15 protein-coding genes and 1 tRNA gene are annotated in these 17031 nt (G+C 69.1%); 10 read left to right on the top strand and 6 right to left on the bottom strand.

Annotated elements, in window-relative coordinates; genetic code table 11:
* Positions 1-769 precede the first annotated feature (769 nt).
* Positions 770-1105, top strand: coding sequence for a glycine zipper 2TM domain-containing protein (locus VNR91_RS07570; RefSeq protein WP_325490162.1), 336 nt, complete (start codon positions 770-772; stop codon positions 1103-1105).
* A 158-nt stretch (positions 1106-1263) separates the two neighbouring features.
* Positions 1264-2445 carry a glycosyltransferase gene (locus tag VNR91_RS07565; protein ID WP_325490161.1) on the top strand — a complete coding sequence of 394 codons (1182 nt, stop codon included), beginning with the start codon at positions 1264-1266 and terminating at the stop codon, positions 2443-2445.
* 49 nt (positions 2446-2494) lie between these two features.
* Here VNR91_RS07565 and VNR91_RS07560 read toward each other — a convergent pair whose 3' ends face one another.
* The 4 genes from VNR91_RS07560 to yajC are packed head-to-tail and all read right to left on the bottom strand — an operon-like array spanning position 2495 to position 5786.
* Positions 2495-2872, bottom strand: a complete 378-nt coding sequence (locus tag VNR91_RS07560; protein ID WP_325490160.1) for an Mth938-like domain-containing protein — start codon at positions 2870-2872, stop codon at positions 2495-2497.
* 10 nt (positions 2873-2882) lie between these two features.
* Positions 2883-3836 carry a protein translocase subunit SecF gene (gene secF / locus VNR91_RS07555; RefSeq protein WP_325490159.1) on the bottom strand — a complete coding sequence of 318 codons (954 nt, stop codon included), beginning with the start codon at positions 3834-3836 and terminating at the stop codon, positions 2883-2885.
* A 13-nt stretch (positions 3837-3849) separates the two neighbouring features.
* Positions 3850-5445 (bottom strand): protein translocase subunit SecD, encoded by a 1596-nt coding sequence (gene secD, locus VNR91_RS07550; protein WP_325490158.1) that lies wholly within the window; start codon positions 5443-5445, stop codon positions 3850-3852.
* Positions 5445-5786, bottom strand: coding sequence for a preprotein translocase subunit YajC (yajC, locus tag VNR91_RS07545; RefSeq protein WP_325490157.1), 342 nt, complete (start codon positions 5784-5786; stop codon positions 5445-5447). Before yajC ends, secD begins: the two co-directional genes overlap by 1 nt.
* A gap of 160 nt (positions 5787-5946) precedes the next feature.
* Here yajC and VNR91_RS07540 point away from each other — a divergent pair.
* The 6 genes from VNR91_RS07540 to VNR91_RS07515 all read left to right on the top strand — a co-directional run bounded on the left by VNR91_RS07540 (position 5947) and on the right by VNR91_RS07515 (position 13841).
* A tRNA-Pro gene (locus VNR91_RS07540) sits at positions 5947-6023 on the top strand.
* 100 nt (positions 6024-6123) lie between these two features.
* Entirely contained in the window at positions 6124-6747 is a 624-nt protein-coding gene (locus VNR91_RS07535) for a TetR/AcrR family transcriptional regulator (RefSeq protein ID WP_325490156.1), read from the top strand.
* A 520-nt stretch (positions 6748-7267) separates the two neighbouring features.
* The gene (locus tag VNR91_RS07530) at positions 7268-7690 is read left to right on the top strand and encodes a hypothetical protein (protein WP_325490155.1); all 423 of its coding nucleotides are present in this window, start codon (positions 7268-7270) and stop codon (positions 7688-7690) included.
* A complete protein-coding gene (locus VNR91_RS07525; RefSeq protein WP_325490154.1) occupies positions 7687-8955 on the top strand; it encodes an efflux RND transporter periplasmic adaptor subunit in 1269 nt (422 codons plus the stop codon). Before VNR91_RS07530 ends, VNR91_RS07525 begins: the two co-directional genes overlap by 4 nt.
* A gap of 146 nt (positions 8956-9101) precedes the next feature.
* Positions 9102-12284: a multidrug efflux RND transporter permease subunit gene (locus tag VNR91_RS07520; RefSeq protein WP_325490153.1), complete on the top strand. Its 3183-nt coding sequence runs from the start codon at positions 9102-9104 to the stop codon at positions 12282-12284.
* A gap of 129 nt (positions 12285-12413) precedes the next feature.
* Entirely contained in the window at positions 12414-13841 is a 1428-nt protein-coding gene (locus VNR91_RS07515) for a TolC family protein (RefSeq protein ID WP_325490152.1), read from the top strand.
* Positions 13842-13880: 39 nt separating this feature from the next.
* Here the strand turns inward: VNR91_RS07515 and VNR91_RS07510 are convergent, their stop codons facing one another.
* Positions 13881-14540, bottom strand: coding sequence for a hypothetical protein (locus tag VNR91_RS07510; protein ID WP_325490151.1), 660 nt, complete (start codon positions 14538-14540; stop codon positions 13881-13883).
* 93 nt (positions 14541-14633) lie between these two features.
* Positions 14634-15536, bottom strand: coding sequence for a glycosidase (locus tag VNR91_RS07505; protein ID WP_325490150.1), 903 nt, complete (start codon positions 15534-15536; stop codon positions 14634-14636).
* 128 nt (positions 15537-15664) lie between these two features.
* On the opposite strand from VNR91_RS07505, the gene VNR91_RS07500 reads away from it, so the two are divergent.
* Complete coding sequence (locus VNR91_RS07500; protein ID WP_325490149.1) at positions 15665-16237, top strand: glycoside hydrolase family 108 protein; 573 nt, start codon at positions 15665-15667, stop codon at positions 16235-16237.
* 94 nt (positions 16238-16331) lie between these two features.
* On the top strand, positions 16332-16745 hold the full coding sequence (locus VNR91_RS07495; RefSeq protein ID WP_325490148.1) for a holin family protein: 414 nt from the start codon (positions 16332-16334) through the stop codon (positions 16743-16745).
* Positions 16746-17031 lie beyond the last annotated feature (286 nt).

The following is a 17031-nucleotide window of genomic DNA, read 5'->3' as shown; positions in this document are numbered from 1 at the left end:
CCCGGTACCGGATCGCTCCGCCGCCGTTCGCCTCCGGCTCGTCAACACCTCCCGAAGAAGCCATTTCCGATCCATCAGCCCAGCACCGGATCGCTCCGCCGCCGTTCGCCTCCGGCTCGTCACCACCTCCCGAAGAAGGCACTTCTGATCCATCAGCCCGGCACCGGATCGCTCCGCCGCCGTTCGCCTCCGGTTCGTCACCACCTCCCGAAGAAGGCACTTCCGATCCATCAGCCCAGCGCCGGATCGCTCCGCCGCCGTTCGACCTTCGCTGTTCGTCCAACTCCTCCGAAAAGAAGCTGGCGCCACATCGCCGATCTTCGCCCGACGCCTGCCAGAAGCAGCCGCCCGCCTTGGTTCGTCCGCCCGGCCCGCCTCCGCCTCGCAAGCGAGTCGATGGCGGCTCAAACGGTCATCCCGCAACGTCCATGACGCGGTTTCCCGAAGGCACCTGCGCCAATCCGACGAGCAAGTCTTTGATCCTTCACCAGTTTCCCGACAATCTCTCATCGTCTTGCAGGACTGATGCTGTCACGCGCGGCGAGTCGCGCCAAGCACGATCATCGACCGCGCGGCTGTGGATAACGTGGATCACGAGAATAACCGGCCGCCGGCGAATCGCCGCGTCGGCAGGCCCCGCCCCGATAGCGGCACAGGCGGCGCCGCGCCACCCCACCCCCGATCGGGCTCGTTGTGTCAGGTTCATGCAACCGCGCGCATCCTTGTGACGTTACCGGATCATCTAGACATGTTTTGAGGGAGTTCAGTCATGCGTAACTTGATGCTCGCGATCGGCGCCGCCGCGCTGGTCGTCCCCGCCGCGACGGTCGTGCCGGTGTCGCTCGGCACCTCCTACGGCAAGGCCGACGCCCAACAGCACAAGCGCTACAAGTACCGCGAATGGCGCGGTCGTGACGGACGGACCTATTGCCGCAAGGCGGACGGCACCACCGGTTTGATCGTCGGCGGCGTCGCCGGGGCGCTCCTGGGCCGCACCGTGGATACGCGCGGCGACCGTACGCTCGGCACGGTGCTCGGCGCGGGCGCCGGCGCATTGGCCGGCCGCGAGATCGACCGGGGCGGCAGCAAGCGCCGCTGCCGCTGATCCCGGCGTCCGCCGCGGGGCCGATTGGGCCCCGGCCAACCACCATAGGACGGAATTAACGCCATCCAATCGCCGCGTGGCGGATTTAAGTCCGGCCAACCGCCGCAAGGCCAACCGCCGCAAGGCGGAATTAACTCCGGCAGGGTAGGATTCGGGCCATGCTCCGTGTGCTTACCCTGTCGACGCTGTTCCCCGACGCCGCCCGGCCGAATTTCGGCATCTTTGTCCAGCGCCAGACGCAGGGGCTGGCGGCGTCGCCGGGGGTCGATCTGCGGGTGATCGCCCCGGTCGGCCTGCCCCCCTTTCCGCTCGATCGGCTGGCGCATTATCGCGAGCGCGCGGGGTTGCCGGCGGCGGAGCTGTGGCAGGGTCTGGAAGTCCGCCGGCCGCGCTTCACCGTCGTGCCGGGCACCGGCGGGCGGTTCCACGCCGGGGCGCTGGTCCGCCGGTTGACGCCGCTGCTGAACGAACTGCGCACGCGCTTTCCGTTCGATGTGATCGATGCCGAATTCTTTTTTCCAGACGGACCCGCCGCGGTCGCGCTCGGGCGGCGGCTGGGGGTGCCGGTGTCGATCAAGGCGCGCGGTGCCGACATCCACCATTGGGGCCATGCCGGCGCCACCGCCGCGCAGGTTATCGACGCCGGGCGCCGCGCCGACGGGTTGCTGGCGGTATCGGACGCGCTGCGCGCCGACATGGCCGCGCTGGGCATCCCGGCGGAAAAGATCGCGGTCCACCGCACCGGCATCGACCGCACCCGCTTTCACCCACGGCCGCGCGCGGCGGAGAAGGCGCGGCTGGGGGTCCAAGGGCCGCTGGTGCTGTCGGTCGGCGCGCTGATCCCGCGCAAGGGGCATGACGTGGTGATCGACGCGGTGGCCCGCCTGCCCGGCATCACCCTGCTGATCGCCGGCGACGGACCCGAACGGTCCGCGCTTGCCGCGCGGATCGCGGCGGCGGGGATCACGGATCGCGCGCGGCTGCTGGGCGCGGTCCCGCACGACGATCTGCCCGCGCTGTTCGCCGCCGCCGACGTCATGGCGCTGGCCTCGTCGTCGGAGGGCCTCGCCAACGCCTGGGTCGAGGCGCTGGCCAGCGGCACCCCGATCGTCATCACGCCGGCCGGCGGCGCGGCGGAGACGGTCAATCGCGCCGCCGCCGGCCGCATCGCCGACCGCACGCCGGAGGCGTTCGCCAGCGCGATCGCCGAAATCCTGCTGGCGCCCCCCGATCCGATCGAAGTCGCCGCCGCCGCGCAGCGCTTCAGCTGGGAAGCCAACGCCGCGCAGCTGCGCGATCACCTGACCGGGCTGGTGGCGGCGCGCGCCGGGGTCGGCTAAATATCCACCGTCCCCCCGCCGCAGGCCGCCTGACGGTTACGAAAGGCCGTCATCCCCCCAGCGGATACAGCGCCCCGACGATCCACCGCCCTTCGGCGCGCAGCACGCTCCACGCGCGCGCGGCGGCGCGGCTGTCCATCGCCTCGACGCCGATCCCGCGCGCCTCCACCGCCGCGATGAAGGCGGGCGACGGGCGCACCAGCGCGTCGCCGGTGCCCAGCAGCAGGAATTCGGGCGGCGGATCCAGCGCCAGCACCGGCGCGACATCGTCCTCCGCCAGCACGTCCAGCGCGGGCGGGGTCCACCCGTCGGCGCGCTGCGGAGTGATCAGCAGCGCGCGATAGATGTTGTCGTCGATGCGAAACCCGCCGCGCGCGAAGCCGGAGATCACCGGCCCCGGCGCCACCGGATTGCGGTCGATCTTCACCGCGCCGGCCTCACGGCCGTTCGGCGACGCGCTCGGCCTTGCCCTCGTTCGCGCCCGGCGGCTGCGCGCGCAGCCCCAGCGTGATCAGCAGCGACGAAGAGACGTAGATCGACGAATAGGTGCCGACGATGATGCCCAGCGTCATCGCCGCGGTGAAGCCGCGCAGCACGTGCCCGCCCAGCAGCAGCAGCGCACCCAGCGCCAGCAGGATCGTCACCGACGTCATCACCGTGCGCGGCAGCGTCTCGTTGACCGACAGGTCGACGATGTCGCTCATGTTCATGCTGCGGTATTTGCGCATGTTCTCGCGGATACGGTCGTCGATGACGATCTTGTCGTTGATCGAATAGCCGATGATCGTCAGCACCGCCGCGATGATCGTCAGGTCGAACTCCATCTGGGTCAGCGCGAAGAACCCCAGCGTCATCAGCAGATCGTGCAGGATCGCGACGAAGGTCGACACGCCGAACTGCCATTCGAAGCGGAAGATCGCGAACAGCGAGATGCCGATCATCGCCAGCACCACCGCCAGGATGCCGTTGCGCACCAGCTCGCCCGATACCTTGCCCGACACCGTCGAGTAGCGGCTGAACTTGGCGCCGGGGAATTCCTTGGCCAGCGCGGTTTCCACCGTGCGGACGACGCGGTTGGTGGCGCCTTCGTCGGCGCCCTCCTGCACCGGCAGGCGGATCGTCACCAGCTTCGGATCGCCGAACTGCTGGAGCGTCGAGGTGCCGACACCGAGCTTGTCGATCGTCGCGCGCACCTGGTCGAGCGGCGGCGGCGATGGAAACCGCTCCTCGATCATCAGCCCGCCGACGAAATCGACGCCGAAGTTGAGGTGCTTGACCGCGACCAGCGCGACGCAGGCGATCGACAGCGCGAGCGTCAGCCCGAACGCCCAGAAGCGCAGCCGGACAAAGCCGATGTTGGTGTGATCGGGAACGATCTTGAGGAGGCGCATGGTGTCCGGTGCCTCAGATATTGATGTCGGTCGGGCGGTTCTTGCGAATCCACAGCGCGACCATCATGCGGGTGAAAGTAACGGCGGTGAACACCGATGTGGCGATACCGATCAGCAGCACGACCGCGAAGCCCTTGACCGGACCCGAACCGAGCAGCAGCATGATCACGCCCGAAATCGCGTGGGTCATGTTCGCCTCGAAGATGGTGCGGCTGGCTTCCTTGTAGCCCAGCTCGACCGCCTGGACGACGCCGCGCCCGCGCCGCCGTTCCTCGCGGATACGCTCGTTGATCAGCACGTTGGCGTCGACCGCCGTGCCGATCGTCAGCACGAACCCGGCGATGCCCGGCAGCGTCAACGTGCCGTTGATCACCGCCATCGCGCCCAGGATGACGAAGATGTTGATGATCACCGCCAGGTTCGCATAGACGCCGAACCGGCCATAGGTGACCAGCATGAACGCGATCACCGCCGCCGCCGCGACGGCCGACGCCAGGATGCCCGCGCGGATCGAATCGGCGCCCAGGTCGGGGCCGACGGTGCTTTCGTCGACCACCTTCAGCGCGACCGGCAGCTTGCCCGAACGCAGCGCGATCGCCAGCTCGTTCGCCGACGCGACGGTGAAGCCGCCGCTGATCGACGCGCGGCCGCCCATGATCGGCTCGTTGATGTTGGGGGCGGAGATCACCTGGTTGTCGACGATGATCGCAAAGGGACGGCCGGTATTTTCCTGCGTCACCCGCGCGAAGCGGCGGCCGCCCTCCCCGTTGAAGGTGATGCCCACCATCGGGCTGCCGTTCTGCGGATCGAATTCCTGCCGCGCGTCGGCGAGCTGGTCGCCGGAGATGATCGTCGCGCGCTTCAGCGCGATCTTGCGCGCCGGATCGTCGGCGAACGGCAGGATCACGTCGCCGACCGGGGCAACGCCGGCGTCGACCTGGCGCTGGTCGGCATCGACGTCGACCAGCTTGAACTCCAGCCGCGCGGTCTTGCCGAGCAAGTCCTTCAGCGCCTGCGGATCCTGCAGACCCGGCACCTGCACGACAATGCGGTCGGTGCCCTGGCGGATGATCGTCGGCTCGCGCGTGCCCAGCTCGTCGATGCGGCGGCGCACGACTTCGGTGGCGTCGCCCATCGCGGTGTCGATCGCCTGGGTCAGCCCCGCCTTGGTCGGGGTCAGTTCGAACCGGGTCGAATCGACGACCTGGATGTCCCATTCGCGTTGTCCGGTCAGCCCGGCACCGCTGCCGGTGATGCCCAGCAGCTTTTCGCGCGCGGCATCCACCTGCGCGACGTCGCGCACCATGAAGCTCAGCTTGCCGTCGCGTCCCGAAATGTCACCGATCGCGATACGCGGGGTGCCGCGCCGCATTTCGGTGGCAACCTGCTCGCGCATGTTCTCGATCCGCGCGGCGGCGACGTCGTTGGTGTCGGCCTCGAGCAGGATATAGCTGCCCCCGGCCAGATCGAGGCCCAGGTTGATGCGCGGCAGGTGGATCGGCGACTGGTTGGTGATTCGTTCGGGCAGCAGGCTCGGCACCGCCAGCAGCACCGCGACCAGCAACACGCCGATGATGCTGAAGACCTTCCAGCGGGGAAAGTCGAGCATCAGTCGTTCGCTGGCTTGCCGCCGCCCAGCGGCGTGACCTCGGCGATCGTCGCCTTGACGACGCGGACCTTGACGGTCGGCGCGATCTCGACCTCGACGAAGCGATCCTCGACCTTGGTGACCTTCCCCGCGACGCCGCCGGCGGTGATCACCTGATCGCCCTTCTTCACCGCTTCCACCGCGCTTTGCAGCGTGCGCATCCGCCGCTGCTGCGGGCGGATCATCAGGAAGTAGAAGGCGATGAAGATCAGGACGAGCGGCGCCATCGAGATGATGGTCGCCATCCCGCTATCGGCGGGCGCGGCGCCTGCGACCTGGGCATAAGCTGGAGGAATCAACATGGCTCTCGCAATGAATGTGGGGCCGGCGGGCTTTGGATCGCCCGGACATATCCGGCGCCCGCTAACACTGTAACGACTGTCGTGCAACGGCGACGCTTGCATCGCGGCCCGGCGCGGCCTAGAGGGCGCCCCCTCGGGCCTTCCCGCAAGGTCCGCCGGTCGGGGCGTAGCGCAGCCTGGTAGCGCATCACACTGGGGGTGTGGGGGTCGCAGGTTCGAATCCTGTCGCCCCGACCAAATTTTCCGCGGCGCATCGGCTGGCCGCCGCCCGCAGCCGCCGGGCTAAATATCGGCACCGCTGGACATTATCGCCCGCCGCGATTATATACCGCCCGTTATGGAAAGCCTCACCGCTGCCCCTGCGGCTGCACCGCTCAAGGGGCGCCCTCGCGAATTCTGTGTCGACCAGGCGCTGGCCGCGGCGCTGCGCGTGTTCTGGAGCAAGGGCTATGAAGGCGCCTCGCTGACCGATCTCACCGCCGCGATGGGGATCACCCGCCCCAGCCTCTACGCCGCGTTCGGCAACAAGGAGTCGTTGTTCCGCAAGGCGCTCGACCTCTATCAGTGCGAGAAGATGGCCTATGTCGGCCATGCGCTGGAACGCCCGACCGCGCGCGCCGTCGCCGAACATCTGCTGCGCGGCAGCATGGAGAACGCCACCGCGACCAGCGAGCCCCACGGCTGTCTGGGCGTGATCACCTCGGTCGCCTGCGGGCCGGAGGCCGAATCGATCCGCGAGGAGGTGCTGGAACGCAGCAAGGTCGCCAAGGACGCGCTGATCGACCGGATGGAACGCGCCAAGAACGAAGGCGACCTGCCCGCGCATATCGACGTCGAGGGGCTGACCAGTTACCTCTACGCGATCATGCAGGGCATGGCGGTGCAGGCCGGTTCGGGCGCCACCCGCGCCGAGCTGGAACGGCTGATCGACACCAGCCTGGCGATGTGGCCGTCGCGGTAGAGCCGGTCGACCTTCAATCGGCAGCGATCCCTATGCGGTGCCATCCCCGCGAAAGGCAGATCCAGAGCCACTATCGGCGCCCCCTGCGGTACCGGATCGCGGATCAAGTACGGGATTGCCCTAAAGGCGGACGCACTGGCCGCTGACATTGGCGAATGTCGATACGCGCCGGAATTCCCCCCTCGACAAAAAAGATATCGAGCGGTACAAAAAGCCATTGACGCATTGCAGCGGAGTTTCTATACTGCTCGGTATAGAACGTGGAGTCGCCCCACTGGCCGACCCCGCGACCCAAAGGAACCCGCAATGCGTCATTGCCCCCTTCTTGCGGTTCGCGCCGGTCCCTGACGTCCGGCGGCGACGCTAACACGACATACGACGGCTGATGATCCGGCGCGGGCGCTCCCCGCCGCACGGCGTGCCATGCCGATCGCAAATATGAGGAAACCTGCCGCCGGCTCTGCCTGCGACACGGGACGCGTGCGTGTGTGCGCCGCCCGGAAACAGAGGGAATTGCATCATGGCCTATCTGGCTTTCGCCGACGCTCCCGGCACCACCCGTTTCGCCCCCACGGCGTTCGAACGGCTCGCCCTCGATCCCGGCGTGACCGATCCGGCCGCGCGCCGGACGGGCTTCTCCGCGCTCGAATGGTCGGTTGTGGCGATCGCCGAGCGCGACAAGCTGTCGACGCTGCGCACCCCCGGCCGCGTCGCGGTCGCGCTCGGCACGCTGTTCGGTGACAAACCCAATCCGCAGCTCGCCGACACCCGGCTGGAGGCGCTGCGCCGCATCGCGGTGCTCAGCTGGCACTTCGGCTACACCATCCCCGGCGACGACGTCCGCGCCTTCGTCGAGGCGGGCTACACCCTCGACCAGTATGAAACGCTGGTCGACAGCATCAGCGCCGGCCGCGCCGCGCGCAACGGAAAGGCGCGTCGATGAACATGGTCACTCCGATCGCGGTCGCCGAGGGCGAGCCGCTGCCGACGCGCCGGCGCCTCGCCGATCGCCCGCTGTGGCAGAAATTGGGGCTGGTCGCCGTGCCGGTGCTGGCCGTCGGCATCGGCGCTAACAGCTTCCTCCATCAGGCACCCGCCGTCGCCGCGCCGCCGCCACCCACCGTCACCGTCGCCGCGCCGCTGGTGCGTGAGGTCAACGAGTGGGACGAATATGTCGGCCGGTTCGAGCCGAGCCGCAGCGTCGAGGTGCGCCCGCGCGTCTCCGGCGCGGTCACCGCGGTCCACTTCACCGACGGCGCGGTGGTGCAAAAGGGCCAGCTGCTGTTCACCATCGATCCGCGCCCGTTCGTCGCCGCGCTGGCGGAGGCGCGCGCCGGGGTCGCCAGCGCGGCGAGCGACCTCGCGCTGGCCGAGGCCGATCTCGGCCGCGCCAACCGCCTGCTGGCGGAGGACGCGGTGTCGAAGAGCGACGTCGATCGCCTCAACGCCCGCGTCCGCGCCGCGCGCGCCGCGCTCGCCGGTGCGCAGGCCCGCGTCCAGAGCCGCGTGCTCGACGTCGAGTTCACCCAGGTCCGCGCCCCGATCGGCGGCCGCATCTCGGATCGCAAGGTCGATCCGGGCAACCTCGTCTCGTCCAGCGACGGCGGCGGCACGCTGCTGACCTCGATCAACGCGCTCGACCCGATCTATTTCAGCTTCGACAGTTCGGAGGCGCTGTTCCTCAAGACCCGCCGCGCGCGCGAAGCAGGCGCCAGCGCCTCCCCGGTCGAAGTGCGCCTTCAGGATGAGACCAGCTACCGCTGGCAGGGCCGGCTCGACTTCACCGACAACGGGCTCGATCCCAGATCGGGCACGATCCGCGGCCGCGCGGTGCTCGCCAATCCGGGGATGTTCCTCACCCCCGGCATGTTCGGCAACATGCGGCTCGCCAGCGGCGGCACCACCCGCGCGATGATGGTGCCCGACGTCGCGATCCAGACCGATCAGGCGCGCAAGCAGGTGTTCACCGTCGCCGCCGACGGCACGGTCGCGGTCAAGCCGGTGGTGCTCGGCCCGGTGGTCGACGGCCTGCGCATCGTCCGCTCCGGCCTCGCGCCGAACGACCGCGTCGTCATCAGCGGCGTCCAGATGGCGATGCCGGGCAGCAAGGTCGGCACCAAGCCGGGGAAGATCGCCCCGGTCGCGCCCGGCACCGCCCCCACGGTCGAAACGCCCGTGGTCGGCCAGGCGACCTTCGCAACGCGGTAGCGCCGTCCCCTCCCCGTCCGTGCTGAGCCTGTCGAAGCACCGCCCTTTCTTCCCTTGAAGAACGGCCGTTCGACAAGCTCGGGGCGAACGATGGAGAGCATTGGATCCCTTTTTTTTCATCGCCCCCACCGGCGAGGAGACCAGTCATGCGCCTGTCGCGCTTCTTCATCAGCCGGCCGATCTTCGCCGGCGTGATCGCGGTGATCATCACGATCGTCGGCGCGATCGCCTATCTCGGCCTGTCGGTCTCGCAATATCCGGACATCGTCCCGCCGACGGTGACGGTCAGCGCCAGCTATCCCGGCGCGTCGGCCGAAACGGTGGCGGAAACCGTCGCCGCGCCGATCGAGCAGGAAATCAACGGCGTCGACAACATGCTGTACGTGTCGTCGCAGTCGACCGGCGACGGCAATCTGACCATCACCGTCACCTTCAAGACCGGCACCGATCTCGATGCCGCGCAGGTGCTGGTGCAGAACCGCGTCGCCGTCGCGATCCCCCGCCTGCCGGAGGACGTCCAGCGGTTCGGCGTGGTCACGCGCAAGACGTCGCCGGACTTCCTGATGATCGTCAACCTGGTCTCGCCGGACAAGAGCCACGATCGCGGCTATCTCTCCAACTACGCGCTGACCCAGGTCCGCGACCGGCTCAGCCGGGTCGAGGGGGTCGGCGACGTGCGCCTGTTCGGCAGCCGCGACTATGCGATGCGGGTGTGGATCGATCCCGGCCGCGCCGCCGCGCTCAATCTGACCGCGGGGGAGATCGTCGCGGCGATGCGCGCGCAGAACGTGCAGGTCGCCGCCGGCACGCTCGGCCAGCCGCCCTACAGCCAGGGCAACGCCTTCCAGCTCAGCGTCGAGACGCAGGGCCGGCTCGCCGATCCGGCGCAGTTCGGCAACATCGTCATCCGCACCGACGGCGACGGGCATCAGGTCCGCGTCAGCGACGTCGCCCGCGTCGAGCTGGGCGCCGCCGACTATTCGTCCAACACCTATCTGTCGGGTGAGCCGACCGTGCTGCTCGCGGTGTTCCAGCGCCCCGGATCGAACGCGCTCGCCGCCGCCGACACGGTGATGCGCGAGATGGAGGCGATGTCGAAATCCTTTCCCAAGGGCGTCGAATATCGCGTGATCTACAATCCCACCGAATTCATCGGCCAGTCGGTCGACGCGGTGATGCACACGCTGTTCGAGGCGCTGGTGCTGGTGGTGATCGTTATCCTGGTGTTCCTCCAGAAATGGCGCGCGGCGGTGATCCCGATCGTCGCCATCCCGGTCTCGCTGATCGGCAGCATGGCGGTGCTGGCGGGGTTCGGCTACTCGCTCAACAACCTGTCGCTGTTCGGGCTGGTGCTGGCGATCGGCGTGGTCGTCGACGACGCGATCGTCGTGGTCGAGAATGTCGAACGCAACCTCGAACGCGGCCTGTCCCCGCTGGAGGCGGCGCGCACGTCGATGGACGAGGTGTCGACCGCGCTGGTCGCGATCGTGCTGGTGCTGTGCGCGGTGTTCGTGCCGACGTTGTTCCTCACCGGCCTGTCGGGCGCCTTCTACCAGCAGTTCGCGGTCACCATCACCAGCGCGACGATCATTTCGCTGATCCTGTCGCTCACGCTGTCGCCCGCACTCGCCGCGCTGCTGCTGCGCCCGCACGATCGCGATGAAAAGGCGGGGCCGGTGATCCGCGCCGTCCACCGCGCCGCCGACACGTTCAACGCCGCGTTCGAGCGGCTGTCGAACGGCTATGCGTCGCTCACCCGCGCGCTGGTCCAGCGGCCAAAGCGGATGATGTCGGTCTACGCGGGTCTGATCGCCGCCACCGCCGCGATCTTCTGGGTGACGCCGGCCGGGTTCATCCCCGCGCAGGACCAGGGCTATTTCCTCACCGTCATCCAGTTGCCGCCCGGCGCCTCGCTCGAACGCACCGACGCGACGATGCGCAAGGTCGCCGCGCGCATCCTGCCGCTCAAGGGGATCAAGGGCTCGGTGATGCTGGCCGGCTTCGACGGCGTGTCGCAGACGCTGGCGCCCAACACCGCCGCCGCCTTCTTCCCGCTCAAGTCGTTCGAGGAGCGCGAGGCGCTGGGCGTCAGCTTCGCCGGAATCATGGACGAGGCGCGAAAGGCCACCGCCGACATCGACGAGGCGCGGCTGATGATCGTGCCGCCACCGCTGATCCAGGGAATCGGCTCGGCCGGCGGCTATCGCATCATGCTCCAGGATCGCGCCGGCAACGGCTATCAGGCGATGGGCGGTGAGGCGTACAAGCTGATCGGCCAGGCCAACCAGACCAAGGGGCTGGCGATGGTCTACACCTTCTTCGACACCGCCACGCCGCGCGTGTTCGCCGATATCGACCGGCGCAAGGCCGATCTGCTCGGCGTCCCGCCGGAGCGCGTGTTCGAGGCGTTGCAGGTATATCTCGGCTCGGCGTTCGTCAATGATTTCAACCTGCTCGGCCGCACCTACCGCGTCACCGCGCAGGCCGATGCCCCGTTCCGCGCGACCCAGGCGGACATCGCCAACCTCAAGACCCGCTCCAATTCGGGCGCGATGGTGCCGATCGGGTCGGTGTCGACCTTCCAGGACAAGACCGGGCCGTACCGCGTCGTGCGCTACAATCTGTTCCCGGCGGTCGAGATCGACGGCGATACCGCCCCCGGCACCTCCTCGGGCCAGGCGCTGGTGACGATGGAGAAACTGGCGAAGGACACGCTGCCCGCCGGCTATGGCACCGAATGGACCGGCATCGCCTTCCAGCAAAAGCTGGCCGGCAACACCGCCGGGGTGGTGTTCGCGCTCGCCGTGGTATTCGTGTTCCTCGTGCTCGCGGCACAGTATGAAAGCCTGCTGCTGCCGCTGTCGATCATTCTGATCGTGCCGATGTGCCTGTTGGCGGCGATGGTCGGGGTCAATCTGCGCGGCATGGACAACAACGTCCTGACCCAGATCGGGCTGGTCGTGCTGATCGCGCTGGCGGCGAAGAACGCGATCCTGATCGTCGAGTTCGCCAAGCAGGCGGAGGAGCAGGACGGGCTGTCGCCGATCGAGGCGGCGGTGCGCGCCGCGCGCGATCGCCTGCGGCCGATCCTGATGACCAGCTTCGCCTTCATCCTCGGCGTGCTGCCGCTGGTGATCGCCAGCGGGGCCGGCGCGGAGCTGCGGCAGGCGCTGGGCACCGCGGTGTTCTTCGGGATGATCGGCGTCACCGGTTTCGGCCTGTTGTTCACCCCGACCTTCTACGTCGTCTGCCGCACCCTCGCTGAGCGCCTCGCCCGCCGGCGCGGCGCGAAGCCGGCCCCCGACGCCGCATTGCAGCCGGCGGAATGATCCGATCGTCGCCCTCACCCTTCCGGCGCTTCGTGCCTCCCTCCCTCTCCCGCCGGGAGAGCGAAGGGGCCCGCCGCCGCAGGCGGTGGGAAGGGTGAGGACGGCTCGATGAAAGCAAGGATACCCTTCATGCGCACGATACTAGCCACCGCCTCGGCGCTCGCGCTCGCCGCCTGCGCCACCGGCCCCGACTATGCCGCCCCCGCCCGCCCGCAGGCCGCGTCGGGCCAGTTCGTCAAGGCGGACAGCCCCGCCGTCACCACCGCCCCCGCCGTGGACGGCAACTGGTGGCGCCTCTACGACGATCCGGTGCTCGACGGCCTCGTCGCCGACGCGCTCGCCGCCAACACCGACCTGCGCGTCGCCGTCGCCCGGCTGGCCAAGGCCCGCGCCGCATTGAGCGAGACCCGCGTCGGCCGCCTGCCCGATGTCGGCGCCAGCGCCGGCGCCACCTACGGTCGCCTTCCCGCCGGCCAGCGCGCGCCGGGCGCGGCGCGGGAGGACTGGTCGATCGATGCCGGCCTGAACGTGGCCTACGAAGTCGACCTGTTCGGCCGCGTCACGCGCGGGATCGAAGCGGCGCGCGGCGACCTGTCCGCCGCACAGGCCGATGCCGACGCCGTCCGCGTCGCCGTCGCCGCCGAGACCGCGCGCGCCTATGCCGATGCCACCAGCGCGGCCGAGCGCCTCGCCGTCGCCGAGCGCATCGTCGCGCTGCTCGATCGCGGCCTGCGCGTCACCGAGCGCCGCGCCGAAGTCGGCCTCACCACCCGTCTCGATACCGCGCGCATCGCCGCGCTCCGCCATCAGCGCCAGGCCGAGGTGCCCGCGATCGCCGCAGAGCGGGACGCGGCATTGTTCCGGCTTGCCACGCTGACCGGCCGCACCCCCGCCGAGCTTCCCCAGGCGGCGGGGGCGCGGTCGACCACCTTGCGGCTCGACACGCCGATCCCGGTCGGCGACGGCGCCGCGCTGCTCGCCCGCCGGCCGGACGTGCGCGCCGCCGAACGCCGCCTCGCCGCCGCCACCGCGCGGATCGGCGTCGCCACCGCCGATCTCTATCCGCGCATCCAGCTCGGCGCGTCGATCGGCTCTACGGGGCCGGATATCGGCGACGTGTTCGGCGCCGGCCCGCTGCGCTGGCTGCTCGGCCCGCTGATCAGCTGGTCGTTCAGCGACCACCAGCGCGCCCGCGCCCGCATCGCCGGGGCGGAAGCCGACACCCAGGCCGCGCTCGCCAGCTTCGACGGCACCGTGCTGCTGTCGCTCCAGGAGACCGAGACCGCGCTGTCGGCCTATGCCCATCTGCTCGAACGTCGCACCGCGCTCCAGTCCGCCCGCGACGAGGCGGAGGCCGCCGCGCGCATCACCCGCGCCCAGCAGCGTGAGGGCCAGATCGACAGCCTCGCCCAGCTCGACGCCGAACGCACCTTTGCCGAGGCCGAAGCGGCGCTGGCGCTGGCCGACGCCCGGATCGCAAGCGCGCAGATCGACGTGTTCAAGGCGCTGGGCGGCGGCTGGCAGGATGCGCCGCCGGTGCGGACGGCGGCACGCTAGGAGCCACGAAGGTCATAAGGCCATAGCGTCAAACACACTCTATCCCCGCCGTGACACAATCCCTGAAAATACCGGTCTTTCAGGTTTTTCCCGCAGGTTCTTCGCATCCTTCAGCCTGATCCCGCCTAGAAGATCAAAAGCCTCCATATACCAGCCCAAAGCTATCGGATCGGCTTCGCGGCAGCCGCCCGTCGCCTTGTCGGTCACGGTGATGAACAAGCACGAAGCATCTGGCCACTGCGCAATATTGAATGAGATTTCTGTAACTACCTTATTGTTTTCACGTCGTTTCATCAGGAAGCGCAGATGTTGTCTCTGCGCTCGCACGATCGCGTCGGCGCGGTTGATCATATCCATCTGATCAGGGCGAAAAACTGATAAGGCGGCAACGACGCCCGACATGATCGTGTCGGGCGCGTCGGGGCCATTCGGGAAGTCATCCGCCGCCCCGACGTCGATATAACGGTGCCACCAATCGCCATGATCGCTGGCCGCACGTGCCGCACCGGGATTCAGCGACGAAGCAAATCGCACGTAAAGCGCGGGAAACGAACCGAGCGAAAAACCGGCGCCATTCAAGAACCACGCCATCCGGCGGGCGTAGGCCACGGCCTCTTCCTGCCCGTCGAGATACGTCGACGTACGGGCTTCAAACAGCCTGATGTCCTTGATCGGAGAGGGGCGCCCATCCTTGGTCACAAGGCGCTGTCCGCTATGTCCGCTACATCACCTTGCGCCTGCAACGCTGAACGGCCCCCGCCTGCCACCTGTCGATCCACCCGCCCCTCCGCCCTAACTCCGCCGCAAGCGCGCCCGCGCCAGCCGCTGGTCCTCCAGCGAATAGTAGAGCCACGTTTCCCCCCCCACCGTCACCACCGACGCGGCAAAGGCGATGTCGGTCGCGGCGCGATCCTCCGGTGGCGGCGGTACGATCAGCGGCTCGATCCCGCGCGCCACCGCCCGTGTGCAGTCGCGGTCGAACGCCACCCAGCCGATCCGCCAGCGCGCGTCCAGCGTCGCGCCGTTGTAGAACATCACCGGGCAATCGGGATCGTCCATCAGCATCGGCCCGGTCGACAGGTGCCAATTGTCCCACGCGCGCGGTCGCACGGTGAACGGCGCCGGCTGCTCGTGCCACGGCCCGGCCACCCCGGCGCCGATCGCCACCCCGATCCGCGACGCCGCCACGCCGTCCTCCATCATCGCGGCATATTCGTAGAACAGCCGCCATTGCCCGTCGGCGGTGCGGCCGACCGTCGCCTCCTTGGTGTTGCCCATCGACTTGGTCGAGGCGAGCGCCACCCCGGATTTGACCAGCGCGTCGGGTGCGGGGCCGCTGGCATAGCATAGCTCGCCATGCATCCTGTCCGCGCCGACGCCGGTGTAATAGACGACGTAGCCGCCGTCGTCGGCGCGCAGCACGGTCGGGTCCTCGACCCCGCCGACGTCCTCCGCATCGGGGCCGGGCACGATCGCCGGGGCCGGCGCCATCGCGAAATCGCGGCCGTCGCCCCACCCCGCCCAGATCACGCCGGTATCCGACAATGGCGCGCCGGGCCGCGGCACCGCGCGCACCATGATGCCGTTCCGGCCGTCGGGCTCGACCCACACATAGGGGCTCATCCAGTCGCGTTGCATCAGCGGTGGCGGGCCGCTCAGCCGCACGTCCTCGATCGCTTCGACGTTGAAATCCATCGCTTGCACGCTCCGCGCCGACCATCGGCGAACCCGGCGAGCGGATCAAGCCGGCGGTGTCGTCCCGAAAAATCGCTTTCCTACATTTATCCTATTTGGTTATTTATTCCGACTCGGGAGGGCGTGACATGGATATCGACCAGTTGATCGACGAGGTGATCGGGCGAGAGGGCGGCTACAGCAACCATCCCGCCGACCGCGGCGGGCCGACGCGGTGGGGCGTGACGGAGGCGGTGGCGCGGCGACACGGCTATGGCGGCGACATGCGCGGGTTTCCGCGCGATCAGGCGGTGGCGATCTACCGCCGGCTCTACTGGATGCAGCCGGGCTATGACCGCATCGCGGAGGCGGCGCCGCGCATCGCCGCCGAGCTGTTCGATACCGGGGTCAACATGGGGCCGGCGGTGGCGTCGGGGTTCCTGCAGCGCGCGCTCAACGCGCTCAATCGCAACGCCGCCGACTATCCCGACATCGCGGTCGACGGCAAGGTCGGGCCGCGCACGCTCGCCGCCCTCGCCGGTTTCGTCCGCAAGCGCGGCGGCGCGGGCGAGGTGGTGCTGCTCAAGGCGATCGAGGCGCTCCAGGGCGCGCGCTACATCGACCTGGCGGAGCGCCGTCCGGGTAATGAGGCATTTCTCTACGGCTGGCTGGCGAACCGGATCGGTTCGCTTGGGGCGACGTCGGACATCGGCGGCGATTGACCCGCCGCCACGCCGTTCAGGTGTGACCTTGGTGTGACTTTCGGAACAGGCAGCGTCGGCCGGCGGGCCGCGCGGCGAACAGGAGGCAAATGACATGGGGCTAATCGAAGGACTGATCGGGCCGGTCGCCGGCATCATCGACAAGGTCATCCCCGATCCAAAGGCGCGCGACGCCGCCAAGCTGGAACTGCTCAAGCTTCAGGGCAGCCAGGAAATGGAAATGGCCAAGGCGCAGATGTCCGCCGTGCTGGCGGAGGCGCAGGCGCCCGATCCGTGGACCAGCCGCGCGCGGCCCAGCTTCCTCTACGTCATGTACGTGCTGCTGCTGTGGTCGATCCCGATGGGTCTGATCGCCGCGATCCACCCCGCCACCGCCGACGCGATCGCGCGCGGGATGAACGCCTATCTCAACGGCATCCCCGAACCGCTCTACGCGCTCTTCGGCACCGGCTACCTCGGCTACACCGTCGCGCGCCAATGGGGCAAGGCGAGGGGCGTCGAGAAATAGCGCGATCCGGGCAATCGGGCGGCCGGCCGGGGGTGCCGGGGGTCTTGCCCCCGTCCACCGGCTGCCCCCGCACGGGCGGACATTGCCCGCCAAAGCTCGACACACCGTCCCACCGTCGGACCCCGCTGCCCCCGCATGGGCGGACATCGCCCGCCAGAGCGCGACATGCCGTCCCGCCCTCGGACCCAGCTGCCTCGCATGGGCGGACATCGCCCACCAGAGCGCGACATGCCGTCCCGCCATCCGACCCGGCTGCCCCTGCCTTTGCCCCCCCCCCCCCCCCCCC

It is taken from the genome of Sphingomonas sp. (genome assembly GCF_035555815.1).
Classification (GTDB): Bacteria; Pseudomonadota; Alphaproteobacteria; order Sphingomonadales; family Sphingomonadaceae; genus Sphingomonas.
This window is presented reverse-complemented; position numbering and strand designations above follow the sequence as displayed.

Bases quoted from the DNA above. Each gene is read 5' to 3' on its own strand.
- VNR91_RS07530 (WP_325490155.1), top strand. From the start codon at position 7,268: ATGGCCTATCTGGCTTTCGCCGACGCTCCCGGCACCACCCGTTTCGCC.
- VNR91_RS07495 (WP_325490148.1), top strand. From the start codon at position 16,332: ATGGGGCTAATCGAAGGACTGATCGGGCCGGTCGCCGGCATCATCGAC.
- yajC (WP_325490157.1), bottom strand. From the start codon at position 5,786: ATGTTGATTCCTCCAGCTTATGCCCAGGTCGCAGGCGCCGCGCCCGCC.
- VNR91_RS07570 (WP_325490162.1), top strand. From the start codon at position 770: ATGCGTAACTTGATGCTCGCGATCGGCGCCGCCGCGCTGGTCGTCCCC.
- VNR91_RS07525 (WP_325490154.1), top strand. From the start codon at position 7,687: ATGAACATGGTCACTCCGATCGCGGTCGCCGAGGGCGAGCCGCTGCCG.
- VNR91_RS07505 (WP_325490150.1), bottom strand. From the start codon at position 15,536: ATGGATTTCAACGTCGAAGCGATCGAGGACGTGCGGCTGAGCGGCCCG.
- VNR91_RS07565 (WP_325490161.1), top strand. From the start codon at position 1,264: ATGCTCCGTGTGCTTACCCTGTCGACGCTGTTCCCCGACGCCGCCCGG.
- VNR91_RS07500 (WP_325490149.1), top strand. From the start codon at position 15,665: ATGGATATCGACCAGTTGATCGACGAGGTGATCGGGCGAGAGGGCGGC.
- secF (WP_325490159.1), bottom strand. From the start codon at position 3,836: ATGCGCCTCCTCAAGATCGTTCCCGATCACACCAACATCGGCTTTGTC.
- VNR91_RS07515 (WP_325490152.1), top strand. From the start codon at position 12,414: ATGCGCACGATACTAGCCACCGCCTCGGCGCTCGCGCTCGCCGCCTGC.
- VNR91_RS07535 (WP_325490156.1), top strand. From the start codon at position 6,124: ATGGAAAGCCTCACCGCTGCCCCTGCGGCTGCACCGCTCAAGGGGCGC.
- secD (WP_325490158.1), bottom strand. From the start codon at position 5,445: ATGCTCGACTTTCCCCGCTGGAAGGTCTTCAGCATCATCGGCGTGTTG.
- VNR91_RS07520 (WP_325490153.1), top strand. From the start codon at position 9,102: ATGCGCCTGTCGCGCTTCTTCATCAGCCGGCCGATCTTCGCCGGCGTG.